This window comes from Myxococcales bacterium (assembly GCA_022184915.1).
In the GTDB taxonomy this organism is placed as follows: Bacteria; Myxococcota_A; Polyangia; order Fen-1088; family Fen-1088; genus JAGTJU01.
In genome coordinates this window covers 643,728-661,618 of sequence record JAGTJU010000002.1, presented here as the reverse complement: position 1 = coordinate 661,618, position 17,891 = coordinate 643,728, and the positions used below count along the sequence as shown (strand labels likewise).

Genomic DNA, 17,891 nt, shown 5'->3' with positions numbered 1-17,891 from the left:
TGCGGGCCCCTGCGCGGGCCGCAACGACGAAACGGAGGCGTCAGGACCCAAGCACGTCCTGAACCGCGTTGCGCGTTTAGTGGTGATGTGCGCCGGGCGTGTGCACGTGGCCGTGGGCAACTTCCTCGGCGCTGGCGTCTCGCACGTCGACCACCGACACCGCAAAATGCAGGGTGATCCCCGCAAGCGGATGGTTGGCATCGATGGTGGCGTAGTCGCCTTTGACGGAGAGCACGGTCACGATGCGGCCCCCCTCGGGCGTCGAGACCCGGTAGCGCTCGCCCACCGCCACCTTGCGGTCGGGAGACAACTTTCGGGTGGCCACGTTCCGGATGGCCTGTTCGTCGCGCACGCCGTAGCCCTGCTCGGGCGGCAACGTGACCTCCAGGCTCTCGCCCGCTTCCTTGCCCTCGAGCGCGGCTTCCAGCCCGGGCACGATGTTGGCGGCCCCGTGCAGGTAGGCCATGGGCTCCCGCCCCTCGGAGGTGTCGAGCACCTCGCCCTTTTCGTCCTTCAGTGTGTAGGTGATCGTAACGACCTTCTGGGCGGCAACCTTCATGAGGCCTACTGTAACAGGCGAAGGCCGGATGTCAGGAGCACGTCGTCGTCGATTCGAGCCGCTCAGAAGAGCGTGACACGGCCAAGATCGGGCTCGGTGGGTTCCGCGTCCCGGCTGAGCAGTACAAAGGCGCCGGCAGCCGCCAGGAGCGTGAGGAGGCCCACCCCGCCCCAGACAAGGGCGCGCGAGGATGAGGAGGCCCGCGCTTCGGTCACACCGGCCGCCTCGGGCTCACCCGGTGCCGCTCGCTCGACCGGAGGAGCGATCGCCATCGCGGGGAGCCCCGGCACGCCCGGGCCGGGCACCGCGCCCGACGGAACCAGGGCAATCTGCTCTGGCAAGGGATCCGAGATCGCCAAATCGAACACGTGCTCGTCGTAGCCAGGGGCCCTGACGACCAGGACATGCGGGCGGGTTTGATCCAAACGGATCGGGCGCTCGAGGGGCGCCGTTCCCACGAAGGCGCCATCGACATGCACCGAAGCTCCTGGGGGGCTGACCACGGGTTTGAGCGTCCGCACGTACTTTTCGAGGCCCTCGAGCGCGCGCAGGGCATCGGCCCGCAGCGACTCGTGGGCCGGCAACGCGGCATCAGCCTCGACCAGGCTGTCGAGCTCGCGCGCCGCTTGAACGTGATCCCCGAGTTCCACGAGGGTCGCGGCGCGGTTCCATTTCAACCGGGGATCGGGCTGAAGACGGTAAGCCTCCTCAAAGCCCTGCAAGGCCTCGAGGTACCTCTGCGCGCCGAAGGACGCTTTGCCCTTCACGTAGGCGGCGCGGGCCTCCGGGCCCAAACAGCGCAGCAAGGGCAGCTCGTAGCACGAGCGCACGGACGCGGGCGCCTCCGCTTTTTCCGGGGAGACCGCGCCCTCCTGGGCACACGCAACGCCCCGCCTCACGAGGGGCACACACACGAGCGCGACGACGAGCAACTTGGGAACGTTCATGACCGTCAGGGCTTAGAACAAGGGCAGGGGGCTCGGCCCTTGCCTCTGGGAAGCGCGCGTGTCCTCGGACCCGCGGGTGCGGCCCTCCTTCACCAGCGTCTTCGGCGCCGGGCGCACGCCTTCGGCGGTTGGGATTGAGCCTGGTGCCAGGGGCTCCTCCGCAGCGGCCACGTCTTCGGAGGAAGATGCCGCTTCCGTGGCAGGGTCCACCGCGCGGGGCGCTTCTTCCGCACGCAGCGCGGGAGACGCTGCGGGAGGCTCCGGCCGCAGTTCGACGGTGGCGGTGGGCGAAGAAACGGGGGCACGCGACGCCAGCCAAAAGGCTGTCGCACCCACCGCGGTGACCAGGGCCGCGACGAGAGCCCGCCGCCGGCCACGGCCCTTCGTCCCGAGCTTCACGGGGACTTCGATGGGCGTGGGCGTGGGTGCGGCGGGCTCACGGGTCTCTTCCCACAGGGCGGCCAGCGCTCCGCGTAGCTCCGTGGCCGATGAGAAGCGAGCACCTGGCTCTTTTTCCAGGCAGCGTGCGATCACCGCCCGCAGCTTCGTGTCGGCGATCTCGTGAAGCGGAGGTGGGTCGAGCACGATCGCCTCGGCCAGCGCTCCCACGTCGCGGGCCTCGAAAGGTGGGCGGCCCCTGACCAGCTCGAAGAGGACGATCCCCGCAGCCCAAATGTCGGCAGCGGCCGTCACCTCGGAAGGGCGCATGTACTGTTCGGGTGACATGTACGCGGGCGTTCCCGGGACCATGGCGTCGTTGAATACGGTGAAGCCTCCGTTGACCATCCCCTGCGCACCGGAGAAAGACCCGGGTTCGGAGGGGGCCTCGGGCGGCGGGGTGCCACCCTCGTCCTTGAACTTCGCCGCGCCGAAGTCGAGCAGCTTGAGACGCACCGGCGCGGACTCCTGCCCCGACCCAGGAGGGCCGAAGGTTTCCCCGCAGGCCATGAGGTTCGCGGGCTTGACGTCGCGATGGATGACGCCGTGCCGATGCGCTTCTTCGAGGGCTTCGCACAGCTGCATCACGTAGGAAGCGGCGCGCAGCTCGGAAAAGACGAGGCCTTGCTCGAGCGCCCGCGACAGCGGCTGCCCGTCCAAGAGGTCCATCACGAGGTACGAGAGGCCTTCGGCAGTACGGTCGACGTCGTACACGCGCACGATGCGCTCCGAGGACATGCGCGCGGCGGCCTTGGCCTCGCGCCGAAAACGCTCGACATCATGGGCCTTGTGGCCACTGCCCGCCCCCATGATTTTGAGCGCGACGTCTTTTCCGAGATCCAAGTGACGAACGGCGTAGACGGCTCCCATGCCGCCCACCGCCACGAGGCGCAAGACCTCGTACTTGTTGGCCACCATGTCCCCCGCGAGAAGCGCGGGCTCGCCGCGGGCGACGCAAGGCTGCGGGCTTGACGAAAGTTCAGCGTCGTCGCCCAGCCGAACAACCTGGCTTGATTTCTCGCGGTCCATGTTTCACGCCATTGAAGCTGGCGAAACGCCCGACGGTTCGTTTAGCGTTAGCTTACCATTCATACCACATGCAACCACTACCAATGAGCTCGATGTCTGCACGAAAAGAACGGGGATCGTGGTCATTTTGGTCATCTCCTGCCCGCATGGGGCTAGTTGTGATTTCGCTCGCTGCGGCGACGTCGTGCCAGGACGAAGGCGTGCACGTCACGTTGGTGGCTGAAGGCGACGCAACCTTGCAGTTGACCGCCATCGACGTGAAGGCTGAGGACGCGGGCGGCAAGGCAAGAACCCACAGGTTCGAGATCAACGGAGCGAACTCCACGCTTCCCTTGACACTTGGGCTCACGTTTACGGACGAGGCTCGTTATCCGATTCAGCTCTTCCTCACCGCCTCGAGCCAGCGGGGCGTGGTTGCCACGGCAGAGACACAGCTGACCCAAAGGCGGGAGGGCGAAACGCGCATCACGCTAAGGCTCCGGTGCACGGAGGCCGACTGCCGAGAAACACCCGCGCCCCCGGCGCCTCCCCCGCCCGCTCCCCCGCCCCCGGACGCCGGCGGGGTCGAACCGCCCCCGGACGCCAGTGATCCGCCTCCGGAGGTCAAGCCCCCGCCGCCCGACGCAGGCGGTGACGAGCCTCCGGTCGTCATGCCTCCTCCCCCCCCTCCGCTCTCCTGTCACCAACCTCACACGGACGAAGCGGCTTGCGACGACGGAGACGCGTGTACGAACGACGTGCGTGTTCCCACGACGTGCGGAAGTACCTGCGTTTACCGCTCCGCAGGCCAAGGTGGCCGGCGCCCAGGACGGTTGCTGCCCGATCGGCGCGACCGCCGCCTCTGATGGCGACTGCTCGCCGATCGAGCGCGCGCCGCGCACCTGCCTGGAGATCGCGCAAAGCCGGGCCAAGGCCCCAAGTGGACTCTACGAGATCGACTTCGAGGGCAAGCCCTGGGTGGTGTACTGCGACTTGCGCTCCCAGGGCACAGATCGCGACGGTAGAGGATGGACACGGGTGTTCCGGCACGTTCTGCCGAAAACGAAGGAGGGCGCCTGCACCGACCGCGTCCAGGCCTACTTCGACGACGACAAGGAGGCGCAGGAGGCCCACCGCAAGGACCCCTTTGCCCCGAAGTACTCCGTGCTCTCGTCGCTCGAGCACTTTCGCCGCGGCGAGCGCCTGGAGTTCAGGCTGGTCTGGCCGGGTTTGCCGAGGCGCAACGTTTGGAGCCAGCTCAGCAATCCCACCCGCCTCGAGAACGTGAACGGGTACAAACCCATCGCGATCGAGGCCCAGAGCAACGCCTGGGGCGGGCTCGAGAGAAGTACGGTGGGCGGGGGTGGAGAATCGTCGTTCATCGACGGCTCCGTCAAGTCGCCCCTTTTCTTTTATGCCGTCGGCGCGAAGCGTCCCTGGAGCGGGAGTCTCTCCGGCACGGGGTTCCCTTCGTGGGAGGGACTCGAGGGGGCCTGCGAAGTGGAGCTGTGGGTCCGCTGACGACGCCCGCAACGCGGGCCCGTTTCGTGGCAAGCTGTGACGATGCGCCTTGCTCCGCGTGTTGGTTTGCGGCTGCCCCCGTCGCTGGTCTCGCTTAGCGTTTGCTTTCACGCGGCGGTGGGCCTTCTGGCCGCCTGCCAGGGCCACACGGGCGCAGCCGAGGCCCCCTGCGAGGAAATGGCATCGTGTGGGGGGCAAGGAGGCGAAGGGCCGTCAGAACCCACGGCGGGGCGCGGAGGCGCGGGCGGAGGCGAGCCTGCGGGCGGCGGCGTCGGAGGCGGGCGAAGCGGGGGCACCGGGGGCATCGCGGGGGGCACCGGCATCGCCACCGTGGTCTTGCCTGTCGAGGTTCTGGGGGCACCCGGGTACACCCAGACAATCGCGCTTCCTCTGCCCGAGGGGCGCGCGACGCGCCTGGCGCTCCGGACCCACCGGGCCGCCTTCGAGGACGCCAGCGTGCAGCCCCAGCGGGGTCCCAAAGCCAGCGTCAGCCTCAATGGCGGGCCTTTCGTGGGGCTCGTGAATGCCAACGTCACTTGCGCGGCGCACGAGGCCGCCTACGGCTGTCTCAGCGGGGCGTACCACACGGTGAGGCTGCGCTTGGACATCGACGCGCTCGGCGCCCCCGGCCCCCGCGCGGGCGACAACGAGCTGCGCTTTCGTTTCGAGGCCACCGATGGGCAGACCAGCGGGTGGCGCGTGCTCGAGGTGAACTTCCTCGACGAGGCGAACCAGCCGCTCGTACCTGCGAGCGTCTTCGCGCACGACGATCCGGCCTCCTGGCGGCCCCCCCACGATAGCCCGGACAGCATCGCAGAGGGCAAGGCGCTCTTCGAGGCCCGCATCCTGGTGGAAAGCCCGCTGGCGCCCAACAAAAAGCTCCTGGCCAGCTGCGCTGATTGCCACGCCCAGGACGGCCGCGACTTGGCGTATTTCAACTTCTCGAACTGGTCGATCGAAGCGCGCAGCCAGTTCCACGGCTTGTCTGCACGCGAGGGACAACTCATCGCCAGTTACGTGCGCGACCGCGGCCGGGAGCTTGCGCGCGCCAGCGGCGTTTCGCCCACGCGCTGGGGCCGCCCCTGGAACCCCCCCTACCAGCCGGGACCCGGCCTCGATGACGAGCCCGTGTTCGTGTGGGCGGCCGGTGCGGGCGTCGACGCGGTGGCCGAGGAGGATGTGAGCACGCTGGGCAACCTCGCCGAGGGCGAACCCACAACCGCGCTGCTCGCGGCAGCGCTGTCCCCGGGTGGCGACGTGAACCACCGCACGCTGCCCGTGGCCCTCCAGCTGCCCGACTGGAACGACTGGCTGCCCGAAGTGCATCCGCTCGACGTCTTTGGCTCCCGCTTCGAGCGCCCCGGCTACGAGATCGGGACTACGGCGCCCTTCGCCGCGTATGAAGACGCACGCGCCAAGCTGGCCGCGGGCGACCTGAGAGGTGGCCTGACCAAGCTCGACTTTTTCGCGGGGCGTGTTCATTCCCATGCCGGGGGGCGCTTGATCGACCTCGTGGACTTCGAGGAGACCTACGAAGGCGCGCTCAGCATGGCGGTTTCGGGCATGAACCTGCTCGTCTACGAAGGGCCGTCCGTTCGCTCGGTCGATCGCGAGGTGGCCAACCGTTCGCTGCGCCACTGGTCCTCGGTGAAGCAGTGGGAGCTCGTACACGGCTTCGGTCTCGAAGGCCGCGCCCAGGAGCTCCGGGGCCCGACCGCCGAGCCGCGCTCGTGGCTCACCCAGGCCCGCAACGTGTTCGAGCTGGCGCCCCATCGCGCGGCCCATGACAACACACACTTTTCGTATCAAAGCGAGCTCGTGGGGAAGTACTTCTCGACGGCGTGGTACGAACTTCAAGTCGTCTTGAACGCCGGACGAGGCTTCGCAGAGCCCACGCTCTCACCCGTCGACTGGAACTACCAAGCCAACCACATCGCCGATCTGCACAGCTACGGAGGGCCGGCGCACCCGGTCCGCCTGGCGGGCACCATCGCCGAGATGCTTCAGCGTTTCCAGCACCAGACACCGTCGTCCGCGACCTGGGGGTTTCGCCAAATGCACCCCGTACGCTGGGCGTCGGGCACGGGACAAGGCAAGGTCTTCGAGGCGCTACCCGTCGAAGAAAGGCGCAGCGTGCTCACCGCCCTCTTGCGGGCAACGATGGATCTCTTCGAGCGTTTCGACGCGTCCACTTGGCAGCGCGCCCCCACGGGAAGCATGACTGCCACGGAAGACGCGAACCTCGAGCCGGCGTCTTACGTCCCCAAGCTGGTTACCAACAAGAGCCTCGCGGCGGCTCATCACGAGCAGCGCTACGCCGATTGCTGGTTCACGATGATCCCGCGCTTTCAGGCAGGCAGGCGCCGACGAGGCCCAGCTCACCCGTCTCATCGACTGGGGCAAGACCATGTGGCCCGGGGGCGACTGGGACAGCCTGCGTTGACTTGCCGTTTCAGTCGTCCGAGGTCGGCGCAATCTCTTCGAGCACGAGCCTCACGGCCGGCGCTGAGGCAGGTCCAAGGCTGACGAGGTAGTCCTGCAGCCGCTCGAGGCGGAAGGAGTGAGCCTCGGCGATGAGCGGGCACGCGTCGTCCGCGTAGCGTTGAAGCGGACAGAGCCACGCTCCCGAAGAGGCCCGCACCGCGATGGGCACGGCCGCGTCGACGTAAAGCGCGTAGACCCCCGACGTGCGCGGGCGAAGCCGCACGACGCCCTCGAACGGGCCGGCCGCCGAAGCGCCGAGCCCGATCGTGTAGAACGTGTGCGTGTTGCGGAGTTCAGGAACTTCGGCGGTTCCCTCCCCGACGGACACCACCGTGGCGAAAGGACCTTCTTGGGTGTGAAGGCACGCGTGCGCGACCGAGGCCACGCCAATGAGCTCCGCGCCCGAGGGCACGCAGGAGCTCGGCTCCTGCCCGCACGAGGCCGCGCACATTCCTGCCAGGGCGATCCCGATCCGGGCACGTTTCACCATCAGCAATCTATTGCACATGCTTTGCACTATTGCTAGACGACCCTGGTCACATCGTGATGAAACCTCTTCGCGCCACATCCCTCCCGTCTGCTCGCGCTCTGCGCCGCTGTGCTCGTCGCTTAGCCAGCGCGTGCGGGAGCGGACCCGCGAACGACGATGTGACGCCACGGCACTTCTCCTGGCGGCGTGTCCGGGTGCTGATGACCGACGCCGAGGCCGGGCAACTTTTGCTCTTCGATGCGTTGAAGACGAAGCCGTCGTTTGGCAGCACACGCTCCCCTCGGTCGGCGGAGTCCAGGCTTCGTTCACGGGCGACCACGCCGTGCTGTCGACGGCAACGGGTATACGTCTGGTGAGTGCCGGGGTGGCCATCATCGATCACGTCAATCACGTCCACGTCTACAAGGACACGCCCCGGCTGTTGGACGCCACCCTCGGAAGCTCTTCGCCGACGGAGGTGAAGAGCAACGGGGCGCATGTGCTCGCGAGCTTTGCCTCCCCAGCACCGCACCGCTGGCTTTGGGACCAACGGCAGCCGCAAGCCGTCGTGCCTGTGGCCGGCGAGGGGCTCACGCTGCCGCTTCCTGACGGCCTCTTGCAGGTCGGCGGCCCCGGTGCGGCCACGTTCATCCCCACGGCACCGTCGACCGCCGCACCCACCGTCATGCCGGTGCCGGGCTGTGACAGCGTGCTGTCGGGTGTGGCAGCTGGACGCAAGGATGGCGCTTGCTTGTCCGAGCGGCTTCGCGCTGTCCGAACCCGGCGCGTCTTCGTTCACGTTCGTGCTCGCGCCGCGCGCGGCGCACACGATGGATATGTTCGTTCACCCCCTCACCCCCGGGGCGCTCGCGCGCACGCACGAGGGCGCCCGCGCCCGAAATGGTGAACGTGGCCCCCGGGGGCACGAGCGAGGCCTGGGCTCTGCCTGCGGGAAGCTGCGCGCTCGTTCTCGACCCAGCGGCGGGAGCGTTCGTCGTGGTGCTGACCTCATCGGGCTCCCTGCAGGTCCTATCGCGCTCGGGTGAACCGCTCGGCAGGGTGACGGGAGTCGTGCCCCCCTTCGCGTGCGCGGAGTCCTCCTCTCCGCGCATGGGTGTGGCGCCCGAGCGCGCGTACGTCCTGGATCCGCGCCGCGCCGAGCTGGTCGACATCGACTTGAGGACTCCTTTCCGCATCCGTAAACGTCACGCCCTCGCGGGACGACCGCAGGACATGGCGGTGCTGGGCCTGGATCCCCGGAACGCGGGTCTTCGCGGCGCTTTACCTGGTGAGATATGAGACACGACCCCCTCTTGCCTTTCGTGGCTTTGCTTGCGGCGGTGTCTGCGTGCGGCAGCGCAGAGGACACCGGAGACCTCGTCATTCGGGTGAGCGGTGAAGGCGCTGCGAAGCAGGGCTATCCCTTCGTCAAAAACGACGCCACCATCGCCTTCATCGATGGGTGGAGCGTTCGCTTCACGAAGTTTCTCATCGCGCTCGCCGAGCCCACGCTGGCGACGTCCGACGGGGAGCGGGCAAACGCCGATCCCCGCGCCGTGGTGGCCGATCTCCACAAGGGAGATCCCGTCATGATCGCCTTCGAGGCCCTGGCCGCGCGCCGCTGGGACCGCTTTGGCTTCAAGGTCGTGCCCCCCCCGCTGGACGCCCGCCCGCTCAACGACGTGGCCACAGACGACATCGCGCGCATGGCGCAAGGGGGATTCAACTACTGGATCGAAGGGAACGCGCGCCGAGGCGAAGAAGCCTACAGCTTCGCGTGGGGGCTTCGTAACCCCACCCGCAACGCCAACTGCACCAACGGTCTCGACGGCACGGATGGCTTCGTCGTCCGCCCCAACACGACAACCGAGGGCGAAATCACGGTGCACGTCGACCACCTGTTCTGGGACACCCTGGGGGGGGAGCGGGCCAACCTGCGCTTCGACGCCATGGCGGGCGCCGCGGGAGACGACACGCACATCACCTTCGAGGAGCTCGGCCTTCAGTCCCTGGCCAACCCCCGGGGTCCGAACGGCCTTGCCGTCACAGACACGGCAGGAGCCCCGCTTGCGTACAATCCGGGCAGCGTGCCCCTCGCTGCGCCCCACCTCGCAGCTTTCATGCTGGCCTCGGCAGCGTCTCAGGCTCACGTCAATGGGCTTGGCCTGTGCACGGTCAGCCGCCTGTGAGCTTCGCGCATCGTGCCCGTGCGTCTTTTTTTCACTCTGGGCCTGGCCCTGTGGCCGGGGGCGCTGGCGTGGGCCGCGGACCCAGCCTCGCCGGCTCCCGGGCTCCCACCGGTCATCGAGGTGACCGTTCGCGGTGTGCCGCCCGTTCCCCGTCAGGCGGGAGGCGACTTCAAACTGCCGATCGGCAAGCTGGCCGAGGTCCCGCGGCGGTCGGCAGAGTCCCTGCTCACCTTGGCCCCAGGCCTTCTGCTCACGACCCATGGCGGGCAGTTTCACGCGTCGTCCATCTTCTTGCGAGGCTTCGACGCCGGGGAGGGTCAAGATCTCGAGTTCACGATCGACGGCGTGCCGATCAACGAAGTGTCGAATCCTCACGGCCACGGGTACGCGGACACGCACTTCTTGATCGCGCGTCTGGTGTCCTCCTTGCAAGTCATCGAAGGGCCCTTCGATCCGCGGCAAGGTGACTTCGCCGTGGCGGGCAGCGCCCGCTTCGAGCTCGGCTTGGCGCAACGGGGGGTGAGCGCGCGCGCCGGCTACGGTTCGTTCGATCGGCGGCAGCTCACGCTTTTGTGGGGGCCGGGTGGACACGGCCCGGGAACTTTTGTGGGCGTCGAGTTCGAAGACGGTGACGGCTTCGGGCCGAACCGCGCATTCGCGGCCGCGCGCATGATGGCGAGGCACGAGTGGAACCTGAGCCCCACCACGCGCCTGGCCGTCCTGGCCACGTCTTATGGAAATCGCTTCGACACGGCAGGCGTGATCCGTCGTGACGACTACGAAGCCCGCCGCCTGCCGTGCGGGTCTTCCCGCGACGAGCAGTTCTTCTGCGTGTACGACACCAACCAAGGGGGTGCGGGGGCGCGACACGGGCTCGTGCTCAGCGCCACCAGCCAGGGATCGGGCTCGATCACGACAGCCACCGCGTTCCTCACCTTGCGAGACCTGCGCCTGCGCCAGAACTTCACGGGCTTTACCACCGACGTCGGCAGCGCGGGCCTACCTCAGCGCGGCGATGGCGTCGAGCAGAGGTACGGGGCGCTCACCATCGGCTCCCGGGGAAGCTACCGCTTCGCCCCTCTTCACACGCAGTGGGTGCGGGACTTCGAGGTGGGCTATCTCGCACGCTTCGACGACGGGGTTTCGATCGTGCGGCGGCTGCGGACCGTGGGAGGCATTCCTTATCGTGTCGACGCCAACGACACGCTCGCGGTGAGCAACATCGGCGGGTATGCGGGGCTTCGCCTGTCCCCGCTGCGCAGGTTGAATGTCTCCGGGGGCCTGCGGGTGGATGGCTTTTTCTTCGCGGTCACGGACCAAAACCGCCCCGCCAGCGATCGCGTGGGCTCGCGCCTCACCAGCGAAACCACGGAGGCGTACGGTCACGCGGTACAACCCAAGCTCGGACTCGATCTGTCACTCGGCCGCGGGCTCTCTGCCCTGCTCGCCGCGGGCGTGGGCACCCGCTCGAGCTACGCACAGGCGCTGTCCGCAGGGGAAGTAGCGCCTTTTGCGCGCGTGCAGGCGGCAGAAGCTGGCCTCGTGTGGCAGCGCCCCTTCGCAGCCACCGCCGAGATGGAAGCGCGCCTTTTGACCTACTTCACACATCTCGACAGGGACTTGCTCTTCGACGAGGGCGCGGGGCGGAACATCCTGGTCGGCGCTTCGAACCGCTTCGGCTCCACACTCGCGCTGCGCGCCGAGGATGCGCGAGGGTTCGATTTGCTGGGCTCGGTGACCTACGCCGAGGCGTACCTGCCGCCCCCCGAGGCGCAGGGCTGGGCCTTTACCAAAGGCGTGCGTTTGCCCTACGTGCCGCGCTGGGTGGCACGACTCGACGGAAGTTGGGAGCGCCCCTTGCGCTTGCAGGGACGTCGCTTCGTGGCCTCGGGGGCGCTGGGCTTCACCTACGTGGGACCACGCCCGCTGCCTTTCGCGCAGGCCTCGCCGGCCCTCACGGTCCTCGACCTCGCCGCCCGCGTGGCGGCCGGGCCGGTACAGGTGGGGCTCGAGATCACGAACCTCTTCGATCGCCGCAACCGCGAAGCCGTGTACAACTACGCCTCGAACTTCCGCGGCCCCGAGGCGCCCGCGTCCTTGCTGCCCCAGCAACACTTTTCGGCAGGCGCTCCGCGGGCCCTGTTTTTCACTCTTGCCGTCGTGCAGACCCCATGAAGCAAAAAGTAGGGAAGCAAAACGGAGGAAGGATCGCCCTGTCGGCTCTGGCGCTCTTTGCATCCGCCTGCGAACCAGGCACCGGGGGGCGTCCCATCACGTTCACGCTCGCCCTGTCGTCGGCCTCCGTCGCACAGGGCGCGCCCCACGGCCGCTTCGTGACCCACACCGGGTGGGAGGTGACGATCGAAGAAGCCTGCATCGCCGTAGGCCCGGTCTATTTCTTCGCCGGAGCCAGCCATCTTCAGCAGGCCGCGCGCGTGCGCGGCGTGGCGGAGCGGCTCTCGACCCTGCTGTGGCCCCGCGCGCATGCACACCCAGGCGATACCCACTTTCGCGGCGGCGAGGTGCGAGGGGAATGGTTGGGGCAGGTGGCCCTGGACGCCTTGGCGCCAGCGGCTACGCCCCTCGGTGATCAAAACGGACTCGCGGGGGCGGTGGGCTCCTTCTCGCTGCGCCTCGACCCGCCCGGGGGGCCGCTCATCGACGACCCGTGCTTGCGCGGCCACCATGCCTGGGCGCACGGGACGGCCAGCAAGGACGGTGCGCAGATCGCCTTCGAGGGTGGGCTCGACATTGCTGCCGTGGGCACGAACCGTCGCGTGGACGGCCTGCCGCTCGTCGGCGCGTTCGAGGACGGAACAGCTGTCGTGATCGCCGTTCGCCCCTCGGTGTGGTTCGACCAGGCCGAGTTCGATTCCCTCGTGAAGAAAGCGCCTTCGGGGCGCTGGCAGATTACGCCCGAAAGCCAGGTGCATCGCGCCTGGTTCATCGGGGCTCGCGCGAACGGGGCGTTCGTGGGTGAGGTCACAGGACCCCAAGTCCGGTGATCGCGCGTCTTCAACGTACGAAGGCGATCTTCATCCGGACGCGGGAGCGCACGGGGGTGTGCCCATCCTGGCGTCCCGGTTCGAGCTGCGTCCGCAACAAGCAGGTACGCGCCGCCTCCGCAAAGCCTTGGCCGCCTGGCCGCTCCGCAAGCACCTGCGTCTGCGACACCCGCCCGTCTGCCTCGACGAGCACGTCGACCGTGACGGAGCCCGCATTGACCTCAGCGCCTTCGGGGAAGTGACCCGCGCAAGGGTCTGCGGTCCGCAAGCTGGGGCTGGTGACAAAACGTGCGGCGTTTGTGCCTTGCCCTCCTCCGGGAGCTCCGAACCCCTCGCCCGGCCCCTCGCCCTCAGGCCCGCTGCCAAGTCCCGCACCGGCCCCGTCTTCCTTCGTGTCCGTTGCTGCAGGCCCCGGCGCCGCCGACGCCCGAGGCCCCGGCGCAGGCAGACGTGGCGCGGCGACGCGCGCGGGAGCAGCCCTTTCGCGCCCGCGACGTGAAGCACGGACCTGCGCCGGCGGGGGTGCGGGAACGGGTGCGGGTGCGGGCACGGGTCCGGGCGCGGACCCGCTCGTGCTGCCGGCGGGCGCCGATGGCAGCTCGATGGGCCTCAGGGCCGGATGGACCTGGACCCGCAGCTCGGCCTCCAGGTGTTGCCATCGCAGGTGCACGGGCTGCACCCCGGGGCGTTCACACCGAAGCTGGGCTCCGGCCTGCGGCACGACCCCCCCCGGCTTGCCTTTCAGCGAGACCTCGAGATCCTGCGCGCGCAGTCTGATGTGCCCCCACAGCGAACGCGCCTGGGCGGACAACTGGATGCGGTCGCCCACACGGCACGAGGGCATCGCTGGCTCCACCCAGAGACGCCGGGGCTTTGCGCTCGCCCCCAGGCCTGCATGCACGCAGAGTGACACACCCGTGGCGGCCAAGAGGCCCCACATCGAAGCCCCCCTGCCGCTCACGGCGTGTCCTCGGACGAAGGCGCCACGGCGAAACCGATGCGCCGCACACCGGCCCTTTGCAATGCCTCCATCACCGCCGCGACGGCCGCGTGGTGAGCTTCGGCAGACGCCGCAATGACCGCGCGCAGCTCGGAAGTTGCGTGAAGCGCGCTTTCGGCCCGCGCACGGAGATCGTCGTTCGGCAAAACCGCTTCTCCCGCAAGCCACACGCGGTCGTGTGCGTCGATCGTGACGATGAACTCGGCAATGTCAGGCTGGGCCTGCCGCGCCTCGGGAAGGTCGTGGGGAAGGACGTTCGCCACGGCATCGAGCCGCGCCGTGACCATGAAGACGACCAACAACACCAGGACCACATCGACAAACGGGGTGATGTTGATCCCCGCCACCACGTCCTCGTCCGGCTCGAGCGTCGACCCCATCACACCCCTTCCACCGAAGCCCCGGGGGCGGACGCATGGCTCGTCACCACCTGCGCCATCACGTCGGCGTCAGACTGCCGGCTCTTCACCAGGCGCTGAAAGAAGTTGTAGGCAGCCACCGCCGGGATTGCGACGGCGAGCCCCACCGCCGTGGCCACGAGAGCTTCGGCGATCGCGGACATGACAGGGGCCGAGGACGTGCCCGCCGGAACGCCACCCGCCTGGCTTCCCAGGTGCTCGAAGGCTTCGATGATGCCAATCACGGTTCCGAACAGACCCACGAAAGGGGCGTTGTTGCCCAGGGTCGCCAAGATCGCCAGACGCCGCTCGAGACGCTTTCGTTCGATCAAGGTGGCGACCCGCATGGCGCGCTCGACACCCGAGGGCCCTGCATGCACCTGCCCAAGTCCCGCCACTGCGATCCGTGCGGCATAGCCTCCCAGCGCTTCGATGCGCGCACGCGCGCCGGCCCCCCCCCCCGTGCCGCCGCCGCCCACGAGCAACGCGATCACGCGCTCGGCAGGGCTACGGGTACGGTAAAACACCCAGGCCCGTTCCAGGATCACCGCCAGGCTGGCGACGCTCAGCCCAATCAGCGCCCAGAGCACAGGACGTGCGCCGGTTCCCAGCAAAAGCAGCTTGAGGCGGTCGACCAACTCCATGGTGAGTTGACCTGCCACAAAAGCATTTCACTTGCAATACGACTGCGAATCACGAGCCCCCCGGGCCACGATCTCGGCAGACCCCTCGCGCGACGGCGGCTTCACAAACCGCCAGGGTCAAGGCCGAACGGCGCCACCCACCTCGACCTCGATCACGCCGCCCCGTTCGCGTACGGCGTAAACCGGGATCTTGACTTTGGGATCGTCGAGGCAAACGCCCGTCGCCAAACAGAAGTTCTGCTTGTAAAGCGGCGAGGCCACCTTCGGCACACCCTGGCGGTCGCCGAGGATGCCGCGCGACAGCACGAACGCCCGGCCAAAGGGATCGAAGTTGCTGAGGCCGTACAGTCTATCTTCTCCTTTCCTTCCTTCCCTGCGCCTCCGTATTCACGAAGCTGCGGAAGCGGCGCAGCCTTTGATGTTCTTGCGCGACGGTCGCTTGACCGCCCGGCGCGCCCGTGACCCCGCCGCCTCACGTCGCTTCCGCTGCGCCTTGTTCAGCGTCGGACCCACCACACGGAACTGATCACGATGCACGACGGAAGAGATCGCGCAGCAGTTTCTCCCCCTCTTCCGTCAGCAGCACCAGGACGCGCCTGCGGTCGATGTCGCTCGTCTTACGCACGGCGAACCCGCACACCACGACCTTGTCTACCAGGACCACCGCCGTGTGAGGCTCTACACACAGGCGCTCGGTAAGGTTTCCGACCGTGGGCTCACGATCCAGAGGTAAGCCCTTGATGGCCAGCAAGAGCTGGTGTTGCCGGCCCCGCGGGCGGCACGCTCACTGAAGGCCAGGAACTTCCGGACCTGGTAGCGAAGCTCTGCGAGGGCTCGGTACTCGGTCAAGGTCGGCGACGTACGCTGCGGCAGCAAGGCATCGCTGCCCGTTGCGAGCACCGCCAGATCGAAGGGATGCTGGTGCCCTTCTACCGTCTCGACGGAACGTGAGGCCAGATCCAAGCGGCCCACCCGGACGCCCGCCTCCAGACGAACCCCGCGCTCCCCTCACGCGCAAGCAGCTCGTCGAGAAAACGAGCTGCCGTCATGCCATTGCCCACGAGTGCCAGACGTTTTCGAGGCACCATCACGCGAGGGTCTTCCTCCCTTCCGTCGCGGGCAGGAGGCGCACCGCACAGAGTTTGAACTCGGGCATGCCACTCGTGGGATCGGTCGTGGCGTGTGTCAGGAGGTTGGCCGACTGGTCATCGCCGAAATGAAACGGCAAAAATACCGTATCGTCGCGGATGTCGGGGCTGAGCGCGACGCGGAAAACGCAGCGACCGCGGCGGCTCTCCACCAAGGCCCACCCCTCGTCCCGCAGGCCTACACGCGCCGCAAGGCGCGGATGCACCTCGAGCCGTGCTTCGGGAGACAGGCGCTGCAGGCGCTTCACACCTCGTGTCTGGGCTCCCGAATTGTAGTGTTCCTTGTAGCGTCCCGTCGTCAGGTAAACGGGATACTCACTATCGGGCTCTTCACCCGCGTCCCTGTGCTCGACCGCCACGAAGCGGGCGCGCCCATCCGGGTGAAAAAAGTGCTCGGCAAAGAGCCGTGACTGTCCCGTCCCCCCCTGCGCCGCAGGGCACGGCCAAAACATGCCTTCGTGCGCATCGATCCCTGCGTAGCTGATTCCACTGTAATCGGCCACGGCGCCTGCCGTCGCCTGGCGCAGCTCCTCGAAGATCGTTTCGGGATCGTCCGTGCCAAAGCGTGCACCCTGACCAAGGCGCGCAGCCAGGCCGGCGATGATTTGTAGATCGGTCAAAACCGTGGCGGGGGGATCAAAGAGCTTGCGCCTTCGGATCACGCGCCCCTCGAGGTTCGTCACGGTGCCCTCCTCTTCGATCCATTGCGCCACGGGCAAAACGAAGTGAGCCAACGCGCTGGTGTCGTTCATGAAGGCATCGGCCACGACCAGCAGATCCAAAGAGGCAAGGCGTGCCCGTGTGGCCGCCGCGTCCGCCATGGCCACGGACAGGTTCGAGCCGAACACCAGCAAAGAGCGGGCGCCCCCTGGCTGACCCATGGCGGCCAGCATGGGCCCCGTGCCTGGACCCTTTCCGGGTATGTCCTCGGGCGCCACGTTCCACACTGCCGCCACCGCCCGGCGATCCTCGGCGTTTTCGATGGAGCGGTAACCCGGAAGCTGGTCGGACTTTTGGCCGTGCTCTCGCCCGCCCTGCCCGTTGCCTTGTCCGGTCAGGGTGCCGTATCCGCTATACGGCCGCCCCACCCGACCCAGGGCGAGCATGAGGTTCACGAGAGCCAACGTCGTGTCGGTCCCTTTCGATTGCTGCTCTGGACCCCGTCCCGAGAGCAGCATGGCGGACGGCGCCTGCGCGAGCATGCGCGCCAGCTGCCGCATGGTCCGTTCGGGAACGCCCGTGAGCCTTTCGACACGGACGAGGTCGTAGACCAAGGCGACGCGCCTCACCTCGTCGAAGCCGCGGGTACGCGCGGCCACGTACGTCTCGTCCACCAGGCCCTCATCGATGAGGATGTGCATCAAGCCATTGGCCAGCGCGAGATCGCTTCCGGGCACGGGCTGCACGTGAAGGTTCGCCGCGCGGCTCGTGGCTGTGGCCCTGGGATCCACCACCACCCTCTCGCCGCCGGTGCTTTGTTGTGCATTCAGCCACTGGGCGATGGGCGGCAAGGTATCGGCCGCGTTGGTTCCCCAGAGCACGAGCAGCTTTGTCTCGGCGATGTCGGCCAGCGGGAAGGGAAGCCCGCGGTCCACGCCGAAGGCGATGCGCTGGGCGGCCGCCGCCGAGGCCATGCACAAGCGCCCGTTGTAATCGATGTTCGGAGTCTTCAAGGCCACACGGGCGAACTTCCCCAACAAGTAAGCCTTCTCGTTCGAGAGGGCCCCGCTGCCGTAGACGGCGTTGGCTGCTGGACCGTAGGCCGCACGGAGTGCCTCGAGTTCGGACGCGATCGCGTCAAGTGCTTCCGTCCAGGTCACGCGGGAAAAGCCCGCCTTCGTCCTGCGCAAAGGATGCAGCAACCGATCCTCCCGCCGGAGAAGCTCTGGTGACGAGAAGCCCTTGATGCACATCTGCCCCCGGTTGACGGGGAAGGCCTCATCGGGCGCCACCTGGAGGTTGTCGCTGCTCCCACGCGCCGTGAGCCCGCACTGCAAGGCACAGTAGGGGCAGTGCGTTCTAACCTCGCGAAAGAGGGTCGGGCTCATGGGGCGATTGGCTCGCCCTTCCAACATGCCTCA

At 67.9% G+C, this 17,891-nt stretch carries 18 protein-coding genes; 8 read left to right on the top strand and 10 right to left on the bottom strand.

The features are described from left to right. Nucleotides 1–76: 76 nt before the first annotated feature. The 3 genes from KA712_10460 to KA712_10450 form a co-directional block, all read right to left on the bottom strand. Nucleotides 77–559: a peptidylprolyl isomerase gene (locus KA712_10460; GenBank protein MCG5053369.1), complete on the bottom strand. Its 483-nt coding sequence runs from the start codon at nucleotides 557–559 to the stop codon at nucleotides 77–79. Between the two features lie 62 nt (nucleotides 560–621). Continuing rightward, nucleotides 622–1,506, bottom strand: a complete 885-nt coding sequence (locus KA712_10455; GenBank protein MCG5053368.1) for a hypothetical protein — start codon at nucleotides 1,504–1,506, stop codon at nucleotides 622–624. Nucleotides 1,507–1,518: 12 nt separating this feature from the next. Beyond that, on the bottom strand, nucleotides 1,519–2,973 hold the full coding sequence (locus tag KA712_10450; GenBank protein ID MCG5053367.1) for a protein kinase: 1,455 nt from the start codon (nucleotides 2,971–2,973) through the stop codon (nucleotides 1,519–1,521). A gap of 92 nt (nucleotides 2,974–3,065) precedes the next feature. On the opposite strand from KA712_10450, the gene KA712_10445 reads away from it, so the two are divergent. From KA712_10445 to KA712_10435, 3 genes are read left to right on the top strand one after another with little or no spacing between them, the layout of a single operon-like run. Beyond that, complete coding sequence (locus KA712_10445; GenBank protein ID MCG5053366.1) at nucleotides 3,066–3,818, top strand: hypothetical protein; 753 nt, start codon at nucleotides 3,066–3,068, stop codon at nucleotides 3,816–3,818. Beyond that, the gene (locus KA712_10440) at nucleotides 3,766–4,473 is read left to right on the top strand and encodes a hypothetical protein (GenBank protein ID MCG5053365.1); all 708 of its coding nucleotides are present in this window, start codon (nucleotides 3,766–3,768) and stop codon (nucleotides 4,471–4,473) included. Before KA712_10445 ends, KA712_10440 begins: the two co-directional genes overlap by 53 nt. A 42-nt stretch (nucleotides 4,474–4,515) precedes the next feature. Next, nucleotides 4,516–6,999, top strand: coding sequence for a hypothetical protein (locus tag KA712_10435; protein ID MCG5053364.1), 2,484 nt, complete (start codon nucleotides 4,516–4,518; stop codon nucleotides 6,997–6,999). Here the strand turns inward: KA712_10435 and KA712_10430 are convergent. After that, nucleotides 6,926–7,447, bottom strand: coding sequence for a hypothetical protein (locus KA712_10430; protein MCG5053363.1), 522 nt, complete (start codon nucleotides 7,445–7,447; stop codon nucleotides 6,926–6,928). The two genes, KA712_10435 and KA712_10430, sit on opposite strands and share 74 nt — an antisense overlap. Before the next feature lie 322 nt (nucleotides 7,448–7,769). On the opposite strand from KA712_10430, the gene KA712_10425 reads away from it, so the two are divergent. Genes KA712_10425 through KA712_10405 form a run of 5 tightly spaced genes read left to right on the top strand, consistent with a single transcriptional unit; the run spans nucleotide 7,770 to nucleotide 12,620 of the window. Then, on the top strand, nucleotides 7,770–8,333 hold the full coding sequence (locus tag KA712_10425; protein ID MCG5053362.1) for a hypothetical protein: 564 nt from the start codon (nucleotides 7,770–7,772) through the stop codon (nucleotides 8,331–8,333). Beyond that, nucleotides 8,327–8,725 carry a hypothetical protein gene (locus tag KA712_10420; GenBank protein ID MCG5053361.1) on the top strand — a complete coding sequence of 133 codons (399 nt, stop codon included), beginning with the start codon at nucleotides 8,327–8,329 and terminating at the stop codon, nucleotides 8,723–8,725. The genes KA712_10425 and KA712_10420 overlap by 7 nt, the downstream gene beginning before the upstream one ends. Beyond that, entirely contained in the window at nucleotides 8,722–9,615 is an 894-nt protein-coding gene (locus KA712_10415; protein MCG5053360.1) for a hypothetical protein, read from the top strand. The genes KA712_10420 and KA712_10415 overlap by 4 nt, the downstream gene beginning before the upstream one ends. A gap of 12 nt (nucleotides 9,616–9,627) precedes the next feature. After that, the gene (locus KA712_10410; protein ID MCG5053359.1) at nucleotides 9,628–11,790 is read left to right on the top strand and encodes a TonB-dependent receptor; all 2,163 of its coding nucleotides are present in this window, start codon (nucleotides 9,628–9,630) and stop codon (nucleotides 11,788–11,790) included. Further along, nucleotides 11,787–12,620 (top strand): hypothetical protein, encoded by an 834-nt coding sequence (locus KA712_10405; protein MCG5053358.1) that lies wholly within the window; start codon nucleotides 11,787–11,789, stop codon nucleotides 12,618–12,620. Before KA712_10410 ends, KA712_10405 begins: the two co-directional genes overlap by 4 nt. Nucleotides 12,621–12,630: 10 nt before the next feature. Here the strand turns inward: KA712_10405 and KA712_10400 are convergent, their stop codons facing one another. The 6 genes from KA712_10400 to KA712_10375 form a co-directional block, all read right to left on the bottom strand. Continuing rightward, on the bottom strand, nucleotides 12,631–13,581 hold the full coding sequence (locus KA712_10400; protein MCG5053357.1) for an energy transducer TonB: 951 nt from the start codon (nucleotides 13,579–13,581) through the stop codon (nucleotides 12,631–12,633). Continuing rightward, on the bottom strand, nucleotides 13,578–14,000 hold the full coding sequence (locus KA712_10395; GenBank protein ID MCG5053356.1) for a biopolymer transporter ExbD: 423 nt from the start codon (nucleotides 13,998–14,000) through the stop codon (nucleotides 13,578–13,580). Before KA712_10395 ends, KA712_10400 begins: the two co-directional genes overlap by 4 nt. Further along, nucleotides 14,000–14,662, bottom strand: a complete 663-nt coding sequence (locus tag KA712_10390; GenBank protein MCG5053355.1) for a MotA/TolQ/ExbB proton channel family protein — start codon at nucleotides 14,660–14,662, stop codon at nucleotides 14,000–14,002. The genes KA712_10395 and KA712_10390 overlap by 1 nt, the downstream gene beginning before the upstream one ends. A 117-nt stretch (nucleotides 14,663–14,779) precedes the next feature. After that, complete coding sequence (nirD, locus tag KA712_10385; GenBank protein ID MCG5053354.1) at nucleotides 14,780–15,049, bottom strand: nitrite reductase small subunit NirD; 270 nt, start codon at nucleotides 15,047–15,049, stop codon at nucleotides 14,780–14,782. A 139-nt stretch (nucleotides 15,050–15,188) separates the two neighbouring features. Further along, the gene (locus KA712_10380; GenBank protein ID MCG5053353.1) at nucleotides 15,189–15,413 is read right to left on the bottom strand and encodes a hypothetical protein; all 225 of its coding nucleotides are present in this window, start codon (nucleotides 15,411–15,413) and stop codon (nucleotides 15,189–15,191) included. Between the two features lie 336 nt (nucleotides 15,414–15,749). Continuing rightward, entirely contained in the window at nucleotides 15,750–17,858 is a 2,109-nt protein-coding gene (locus KA712_10375) for a molybdopterin oxidoreductase family protein (GenBank protein ID MCG5053352.1), read from the bottom strand. Nucleotides 17,859–17,891: the final 33 nt, after the last annotated feature.

Bases quoted from the DNA above. Each gene is read 5' to 3' on its own strand.
- KA712_10460 (MCG5053369.1), bottom strand. From the start codon at position 559: ATGAAGGTTGCCGCCCAGAAGGTCGTTACGATCACCTACACACTGAAG.
- KA712_10455 (MCG5053368.1), bottom strand. From the start codon at position 1,506: ATGAACGTTCCCAAGTTGCTCGTCGTCGCGCTCGTGTGTGTGCCCCTC.
- KA712_10450 (MCG5053367.1), bottom strand. From the start codon at position 2,973: ATGGACCGCGAGAAATCAAGCCAGGTTGTTCGGCTGGGCGACGACGCT.
- KA712_10445 (MCG5053366.1), top strand. From the start codon at position 3,066: ATGTCTGCACGAAAAGAACGGGGATCGTGGTCATTTTGGTCATCTCCT.
- KA712_10435 (MCG5053364.1), top strand. From the start codon at position 4,516: ATGCGCCTTGCTCCGCGTGTTGGTTTGCGGCTGCCCCCGTCGCTGGTC.
- KA712_10430 (MCG5053363.1), bottom strand. From the start codon at position 7,447: ATGGTGAAACGTGCCCGGATCGGGATCGCCCTGGCAGGAATGTGCGCG.
- KA712_10420 (MCG5053361.1), top strand. From the start codon at position 8,327: ATGGTGAACGTGGCCCCCGGGGGCACGAGCGAGGCCTGGGCTCTGCCT.
- KA712_10415 (MCG5053360.1), top strand. From the start codon at position 8,722: ATGAGACACGACCCCCTCTTGCCTTTCGTGGCTTTGCTTGCGGCGGTG.
- KA712_10405 (MCG5053358.1), top strand. From the start codon at position 11,787: ATGAAGCAAAAAGTAGGGAAGCAAAACGGAGGAAGGATCGCCCTGTCG.
- KA712_10395 (MCG5053356.1), bottom strand. From the start codon at position 14,000: ATGGGGTCGACGCTCGAGCCGGACGAGGACGTGGTGGCGGGGATCAAC.
- KA712_10390 (MCG5053355.1), bottom strand. From the start codon at position 14,662: ATGGAGTTGGTCGACCGCCTCAAGCTGCTTTTGCTGGGAACCGGCGCA.
- KA712_10375 (MCG5053352.1), bottom strand. From the start codon at position 17,858: ATGAGCCCGACCCTCTTTCGCGAGGTTAGAACGCACTGCCCCTACTGT.